The 1,721-nt window shown below is 58.9% G+C and carries 1 protein-coding gene; it reads left to right on the forward strand.

The annotated features are described in order from the left end of the window. Positions 1-1,721, forward strand: a 1,721-nt coding sequence (locus tag HOC_RS20380; protein WP_035542376.1) for a heavy metal translocating P-type ATPase, incomplete at both ends; no start/stop codon positions are given.

Here is a 1,721-nt window from a genome sequence, read left to right on the forward strand (position 1 = left end):
GCGGAATATCGCAAGCGCTTCTGGGTCGTCCTGGCTGCGACCGGGCCAATTCTTGCGCTCGCGCCAATGATACAGGGTTGGCTTGGGCTGACAGACGTCTTGCGTTTTCCGGGTGACCGATACGTGCTGGCGGCGCTCTCAAGCCTCGTGTTTTTCTATGGCGGCTGGCCGTTCCTGAAAGGCTTCTGGCGAGAGATTACGACCCGCGATATAGGCATGATGACGCTGATCTCTGTCGCGATCACCGCTGCCTATGCCTATTCGATGGGCATGGTTGCACTCGGAAGCGACGAGACCTTCTTCTGGGAACTGGCGACATTGATCGCAGTCATGCTGCTCGGGCACTGGATCGAAATGAAATCGGTCCTTGGCGCCGGCCGGGCGCTCGAGAAACTTGCCGCGCTGATGCCGGACGAAGCCCATCTTGTGGCAGAAGACGGCTCGGTAAGCGATGTGTCGGTCTCGACCCTTACAGGCGGCGAGCATTTGCTGATCAAGCCGGGCGAAAAAGTCCCTGCAGACGGGATCATCATCAAAGGCGAGTCTTCGCTCAACGAATCCATGTTGACCGGTGAGTCCAAGCCCATCTTCAAGGGGGCTGATGCCGAAGTCATTGGCGGTTCGATCAATGGAGAAGGTTCGCTCACCATCCGCGTCGACAAGACCGGCGACGAAACATTTCTGTCGAGTGTCATCAAACTGGTCCAGGAAGCCCAGGCCAGCAAGTCGAAGACACAGGATCTCGCAAATACAGCCGCAAAATGGCTGACCTTCATTGCGCTTGGTGGAGGCCTTACGACCGTTCTGTTCTGGACCCTGTTCACGGGTCAGGGATTCTCGTTCGCAATGGCCCGCGCAGTGACGGTCATGGTCATTGCCTGCCCGCATGCGCTGGGACTTGCCGTGCCGCTGGTCGTGGCACGCTCAACCGCTATTGCAGCGACCAATGGCCTGCTCATCCGCGACCGGACCGCGTTTGAAGAGGCGCGCAAGATCAACGCGATCATCTTCGACAAGACCGGGACGCTGACCAAGGGCGAGTTCGGGATCACCGATACACTCGTGTTCGACACGACGTTTACCGAAGACGAGGTCATCGCCTATGCCGCCTCGATCGAAGCCCATTCCGAACATCCGATTGCTCAAGGGATCGTCCGGGACGCGCCGGAGGCCTGGCCGGTCGACAAGTTCAAGGCGATCCCCGGCAAGGGCGCTGAAGGCGTGGTCAAGGACCGGAACGTCAAGGTCGTGAGCCCGGGATACCTGCGTGACAAGGGACTGGTCATGGACGATCCGCGATTTGAGGCCCTGAGCGCACAAGGCAAGACCGTGGTCTTTGTGCTGATCGAAGAAAAGCTGATCGGCGCTATCGCTCTTGCAGATATAATCCGTGAAGAATCAGCAAGCGCCATCTCTCAGCTCCAGGCAATGGGCATTCGCTGCATTATGCTCACAGGCGACAACAAGCAGGTCGCTGATTGGGTCGCCAAGGAAATCGGTCTCGACGAGGTCATCGCCGAAGTCCTGCCTGAACAGAAAGCGGACAAGGTTCGGGACGTCCAGTCACGCGGCCTGATCGTTGCGATGATTGGCGACGGAGTGAATGACGCCCCTGCCCTCGCCCAGGCCAATGTCGGGATCGCGATCGGCGCGGGTACGGATGTCGCTATCGAAACGGCCGATATCATCCTTGTCAGGTCGAGCCCATCCGATGTTGTGGC

Origin of the sequence: Hyphomonas oceanitis SCH89 (assembly GCF_000685295.1) — a bacterium.
Lineage (GTDB): Bacteria > Pseudomonadota > Alphaproteobacteria > Caulobacterales > Hyphomonadaceae > Hyphomonas > Hyphomonas oceanitis.